The organism is Gardnerella sp. 30-4 (assembly GCF_001641215.1).
GTDB classification, from domain to species: Bacteria; Actinomycetota; Actinomycetes; order Actinomycetales; family Bifidobacteriaceae; genus Bifidobacterium; species Bifidobacterium leopoldii.
Genome location: NZ_LXJL01000063.1, coordinates 2,133 through 7,796 on the forward strand (window position 1 = coordinate 2,133; position 5,664 = coordinate 7,796).

Annotated in this window: 5 protein-coding genes and 1 riboswitch; of the genes, 3 read left to right on the forward strand and 2 right to left on the reverse strand. The window is 39.9% G+C overall.

Features of this window, described 5'->3' with window-relative positions; genetic code table 11:
- Together ppgK and A5294_RS04570 are read right to left on the reverse strand one after the other, a co-directional pair.
- Positions 1-698, reverse strand: a 698-nt coding sequence (gene ppgK, locus A5294_RS04565) for a polyphosphate--glucose phosphotransferase (protein ID WP_064340581.1), incomplete at its 3' end; no start/stop codon positions are given.
- Positions 699-791: 93 nt separating this feature from the next.
- Entirely contained in the window at positions 792-1,826 is a 1,035-nt protein-coding gene (locus tag A5294_RS04570; RefSeq protein WP_004106577.1) for a glycosyltransferase family 2 protein, read from the reverse strand.
- 72 nt (positions 1,827-1,898) lie between these two features.
- A riboswitch (FMN riboswitch) is annotated at positions 1,899-2,045 on the forward strand.
- A gap of 6 nt (positions 2,046-2,051) precedes the next feature.
- Between A5294_RS04570 and A5294_RS04575 the strand changes: the two genes are divergently transcribed.
- From A5294_RS04575 to A5294_RS04585, 3 genes are all read left to right on the forward strand, one after another.
- Positions 2,052-2,621 carry an ECF transporter S component gene (locus A5294_RS04575; protein WP_004574293.1) on the forward strand — a complete coding sequence of 190 codons (570 nt, stop codon included), beginning with the start codon at positions 2,052-2,054 and terminating at the stop codon, positions 2,619-2,621.
- 47 nt (positions 2,622-2,668) lie between these two features.
- Positions 2,669-4,993 carry an energy-coupling factor transporter ATPase gene (locus tag A5294_RS04580; protein WP_064340580.1) on the forward strand — a complete coding sequence of 775 codons (2,325 nt, stop codon included), beginning with the start codon at positions 2,669-2,671 and terminating at the stop codon, positions 4,991-4,993.
- A gap of 168 nt (positions 4,994-5,161) precedes the next feature.
- Positions 5,162-5,467: a YhbY family RNA-binding protein gene (locus A5294_RS04585; RefSeq protein ID WP_004106568.1), complete on the forward strand. Its 306-nt coding sequence runs from the start codon at positions 5,162-5,164 to the stop codon at positions 5,465-5,467.
- The last annotated feature ends 197 nt before the right edge of the window (positions 5,468-5,664 follow it).

Sequence of the window (5,664 nt, forward strand, 5' to 3'; positions counted from 1 at the left end):
ACAATAGGAGTTTTAATATCGATATGCGGCAAGAACTTTTCGCTTACGCGGCTAACACCGCCACCGACAACAAACAAATCTGGGTTGAAATACTTTTCCATCAGGCCGTAGTACTTAGTCAAACGCTTAGCCCACTTCTTATAGCCCATATCCAACTTTTCACGAACAGAAGAAGCAGCGTACTTTTCAGCATCGCCCTTACCTTTTTCAAGCTGAATATGACCAAGCTCAGTGTTTGGAATAAGCACACCGTTGTAAATCAAAGCCGTGCCGATACCAGTGCCAAGAGTAGTAGCAATAACCAAGCCATCCTTGTCTTTCGCCGCACCAAAACGCTGCTCAGCTAAACCAGCAGCATCGGCATCGTTAACTACTGTTACAGGACGACCACAAGCCTCGCTAAAGACTTCAGTAACATCAACACCAATCCAAGACTGGTCAAGATTTGCCATAAAATCGAGCTTCTTACCAGGCTTAATTGGAGCAGGGAATGCAATTCCAACAGGAACATCTGCAGGTACTTCAAAATGTTCAAGCTGCTGACGAACAATATCTGCAACTGCTTGAGGCGTAGAAACCGTAGGAGTGAGAATTTTGTATCGAGGTTCTGCGAACTCTCCCTTTTCCAAATTTACTGGAGCAGCCTTAATACCGGATCCACCAATATCGACGCCAAATGCTTGTGCAGTGTCAATCATTTCACTAACACTCCCCTCTGAATGTGTGCTGTATGGACAATTACCAGTATTCTATCGTATATTTGATACGACACGCTTACTGTTTACTAACTTCTACTTCAACGAAGGCATAGGTTTCCAGTCTTGATCGTGCAAAATTTTTCGAGAATCAATCCAACCGGTAAACAATTTACCAATACCCGAAATAATATGCTCACGATCGACAGCTATCAAACGAATAAGCTCTTTAGCAGCTGTTAAAGCAGTTCCAAGCGCAAACATAAACGGACGAAAATCGCCATGAACCATAAAGTAGCGAGCCATAAAGCCTCTATTTCGCATAATATGATAACGATTCATGTCCGATGTTGAATTTAGCTGACGCACTCCTGCAATATCCCAATTAGGAATATCACGAGTGCGACGAAGAATAATATCCGGAACAACAATAGGATTCGTAACCTTACTCGCAAGATACCCGTAAGTAGTATCATCCCAGTAAATAAAGTAGCGCGAATCCGGGAAGCCGATTTTTTCAACTATATCTCGACGAATCAAACCGCCCTCAAAACACATCGTATTCATAACTTTGTATCCAGCTCTGCCGAAAGCAGCAGGTGCAATAGGATTTGGAATACCAAGCGGAACCAAAAAATCGTACTGCCAGTAGAATTTACCACCGTCATAATCTAAACGACTTCCTTGAACAACAGCATGACGCTTAGTCCAAGGAGCAAGACGCTCAATAGATTCAGGCACTGTTTCAACATCGTCATCCATAACCCAGAACCACTTAGCTCCAAGTTCATAAGCTTTTTTAACACCAGCACTAAAACCGCCAGCACCACCAAGATTTTCATCTTGAGGAGCATACACAACATGAAGTTCATTGCCTTCACAATCTTTTTGAGCTTTACCCCAACGATTAGTTAAAGAAGCTTCAAGACGAGCAACCATTTCGCCGGTTTTGTCACTGCACTCATTGTCAACAACGACAATACGCCAAGGGCATTCTTTTAAACATTCAAACGAATGGAATAAATTCTCCAAAAGCTCTTGACGCTTATAAGTGACAACAACAATAGCTAATTTATCAATGCTAGTTGCGTTATTAGTAGTAATTTTTTTTGATGCACTCGTATTGCTCATACTTGTATTCTCGCACCTACCCTCGCCACACAATTATCACAACAATGTTCTTAGCATGAGATACAAAAGAATAGTTAGTTTCAGGGAAGGTGAAAATCCTTACTGGCGGTAACAAAATACGTATTTCATGCGTTTTTGAAGCCCGCGAGCGGCTTACAAGCTGCTGATTCGGTTAAATTCCGAAGCCAACGGTTACAGTCCGGATGAAAGAAACGGAGACCCATCATGGGCATTTCTAATACAAATAATCACCAAACTTATGCAAAGAACTCTAACTGGTCTAGCGAAAAAATAGCAAAATACGCTCTATTCGTGGCACTTTCAATGGCTGTAAGTTTCATAGAATTTCCACTTATTCCAGACTTGTCGTATTTAAAATATGATCCTTCAGGAATAGTATGCCTAGTTGCAGGATTCGCATATGGTCCTGCAGCTGCAGCAATAGTAAGCATACTAGGTTTCGCACCGCACTTATTTACCAATCCACTAGGCACAGTTATGGCAGTGCTAGTATCTTTAGGAGCTAGCGTCACAGCGGCATTAATTTACAAAAAAATGCATACCAGAAAAGGCGCAATAATCGGACTTTTGGCAGGATCAATTATTGCTATTGCTCTTGCAATAGCTGGAAATCTTGTTATTACGCCACTTTATGCTCACATGACTGTTTCACAGGTTGTAGCTCTTATTATTCCAGCACTGCTACCGTTTAATATTATTAAACTTGCACTTCACGTTGTAGTAACTATGCTTATTTACAAACCAATTTCCAACCTGCTACACGAAAATAAATAATAATTCTAAGCGGCATAATTATGCATAATATCAGCACAAGTAGTAGCATGAACGAAGCTAAAAAGCACATGATTGAAAACAATGCGCAAGTAGTGTTGCGAAATATTTGCTTTAGCTACGATGATGGAAAAACTTGGACGCTTAATAATTTAAGTCTTACAATTAATGCTGGCGAGCGCGTGGCAATTGTGGGATTAAACGGTTCTGGTAAGTCAACCTTGGCAAAAATTATTGCAGGTTTAACGGCACCAGATAGCGGTTACGTTACATTATGCGGTGAAAAAGTTTTTGAAAATACTACTGCTTGTGCTGAATCATATAAAAATGCACGAAAATATATTGGCGCACTTTTCCAAAGTCCTGAAGACCAGATTATTACAACAATTACTGAAGAAGATATTGCTTTCGGACTAGAAAATTTGCAATTCCCTCGAAAAACAATGTATAAGCGTATCAGTGAAGCTTTAAAAACTGTTCACATGGAAGATAAGCGTTACGATGACCCTAGCACTATGAGCGGAGGACAGCAGCAACGAGTAGCTTTAGCAAGCGCTATTGCTATGAATTCTAAACTGCTTGTTCTTGACGAACCTACTTCTATGCTCGACTCGTTCGCTCGCAAAGACGTTGATGCTTTATTCGATAATTTGCATAAAAATGGCACTACTATTGTTCAAATTACACACAATTTTGAGGAATGCAAACGAGCAAATCGCATACTTCTACTAAAAAATGGCATTCTGAAAGAAGTAAGCTTTAATGGTTTAAAAACTTACCTTTCTAATATTGAGTTGGCTAATAATCATTTAACTAAAATCAGCAAGAACAAAAACTTAACAGATAGCAGATTCAAAGAAAATGAGTCAGATATCGCTGTAGAAATTTCCGGACTAACTGTTCAATATGATAAAACTTCTCCAGCTGTTATTGACGATTATTCACTCACTGTTAAAAGTGGCGAAACAGTTGCAATAATGGGCGAAAACGGCTGCGGTAAATCAACTCTTGTTAAAACAATGTGTGGATTGTTAAAAGCCAATTCAGGAAACATAACAGTGCATGGTATATCTGTTAGAGGTAAAACATCTAAAATAATACGACAAAAGCTACATCAAACAATTGGCTACGTTATGCAACTGCCAGAACAACAGCTTTTTGCTGATACAGTACGGAACGATGTTTCGTATGGGCCAAAAAATTTTGGGCTGAAAGGCAATGCTCTTAAAGAACGTGTGGATGAAACCCTACGCTTATTGAGCCTTGAGAATTTGGCTGAAAAATCACCTTTTGCGCTTTCTGGAGGTCAGCAGCGTCTTGTTGCAATAGCTGGCGTTTTAGCTTGCAAGCCACGCGTGCTCGTACTGGATGAGCCAACAGCTGGATTAGATTTTGAAGCTGCGTTACGTATTCGAGAAATTCTTGGAATGCTACACAATCAAGGCGTAACCATAATACTTATTACGCATAATCTTCAAGAAGTAGAAGATTTAGGCGCAAGATTAGTAACATTGAAAACAAGGAATAAAGCAAGCAATAAAGAATGCAGCACAGCAAAAAATATTGAAAATACCAAAAATAAAGAAAGTTCCGCAAAAGCAAAAACAACTTCGCTACTTCAATCTTTTGACCCACGCGCGACGCTGCTATCATGCTTTATTCTTATGCTAAGTGCTTTTAGTATTACTAACTACATACAGTTAGCTATTCTTGCTTTTGTAACATTTACTCTAACTGTTGCTGCAAAAATACCATTTGTTAAGCTTATTGCTTCACTGCACATGATTATTGCAATATTTGTTTTCTCTGGATTACTTAACATTCTGGCAGTGCGAACTGGTACAGTGCTAGCAAATATTGCAACTATTCCTATTACAACTGATGGAATTAATTACGCAATACTTTTTGCAACACGATTCTCGCTTGTTATTATCATTGGAGCAGTTCTAGTGCTAACAATGAGTCAGACAACGCTTAACGAATCTTGCACACGATTACTATCACCACTTCGACATATTGGAATACCAACGCAAGAAATAGCACTTATTATGAGCCTAGCGCTACGGTTCTTACCAACACTCAGTGCAGAAGCGCACTCTGTGGCACTAGCGCAAATCGCTCGAGGAAGTAGCATTCGAGATGGTTCTTTTAAGCAACGAGTACACGCTATAACAGCTTTAATAGTGCCAGGTTTTGCAGGAGTAATTCGCCATGCTGACACTCTTGCGCTCGCATTAGATGCACGCTGTTACACGCCTGGAGCTGAAAGAACTCACTTGCACTCATGGAAAATGCGTATAAAAGATGTGCTGCTATCAGTAGTTACTCTTGGTGTTGTAAGCGCGATTATTGTGTGCAAAATGCTACCTTTGTAATAAAAAATTTTGAAAATATTTCACCCTTTGCAGCAAGCGCAATAAATACGGAATAAATAAATTTGCATTATCACATACAACAATTCGCAATATACTGTATAATCCGTTAAGCACTATGTAATTTATGTAATATTTGCGTTATAAAACTTGCATTTGAAAGGACGCCTTATGGCATTGACAAAAAAGCAGATTAAGCAGCTCCGCGCGCTCGCTAATACGCTTAGCCCACTTTTATACGTTGGCAAGAACGATATTACTGATGCAGCTGTGAAGCAAGCAGACGAAACCATGCAGTACCACGAGCTCATGAAGTGCTCTGTGCAAGATGGTTCCGGATTAAGCGCTAAAGAAGCTGCTGATGCACTTGCTCAAAAGCTCGGCGCCGAAGTCGTGCAAGTAATTGGCAATCGTTTTGTGTTGTTCCGCGTCTCTCCGCTAGACAGCGTTGAACACATTATGCTTGTGCGCGAATAAAACTCTCTCTTAATATTTTTATATTTTTGCGATAATTCGTAAATAAAAATGCTCCATGATTGCAAAACTGCTGAGGCAATTCAACATTCATGGAGCTTAATTTTATAGTAGCTTGCTATTCGTCAATGATTTGTACGCCACTAACTGTTGACTGACCTGCTGGAAGTTCCAGCCAATTTGATCCATCATCCCCATAT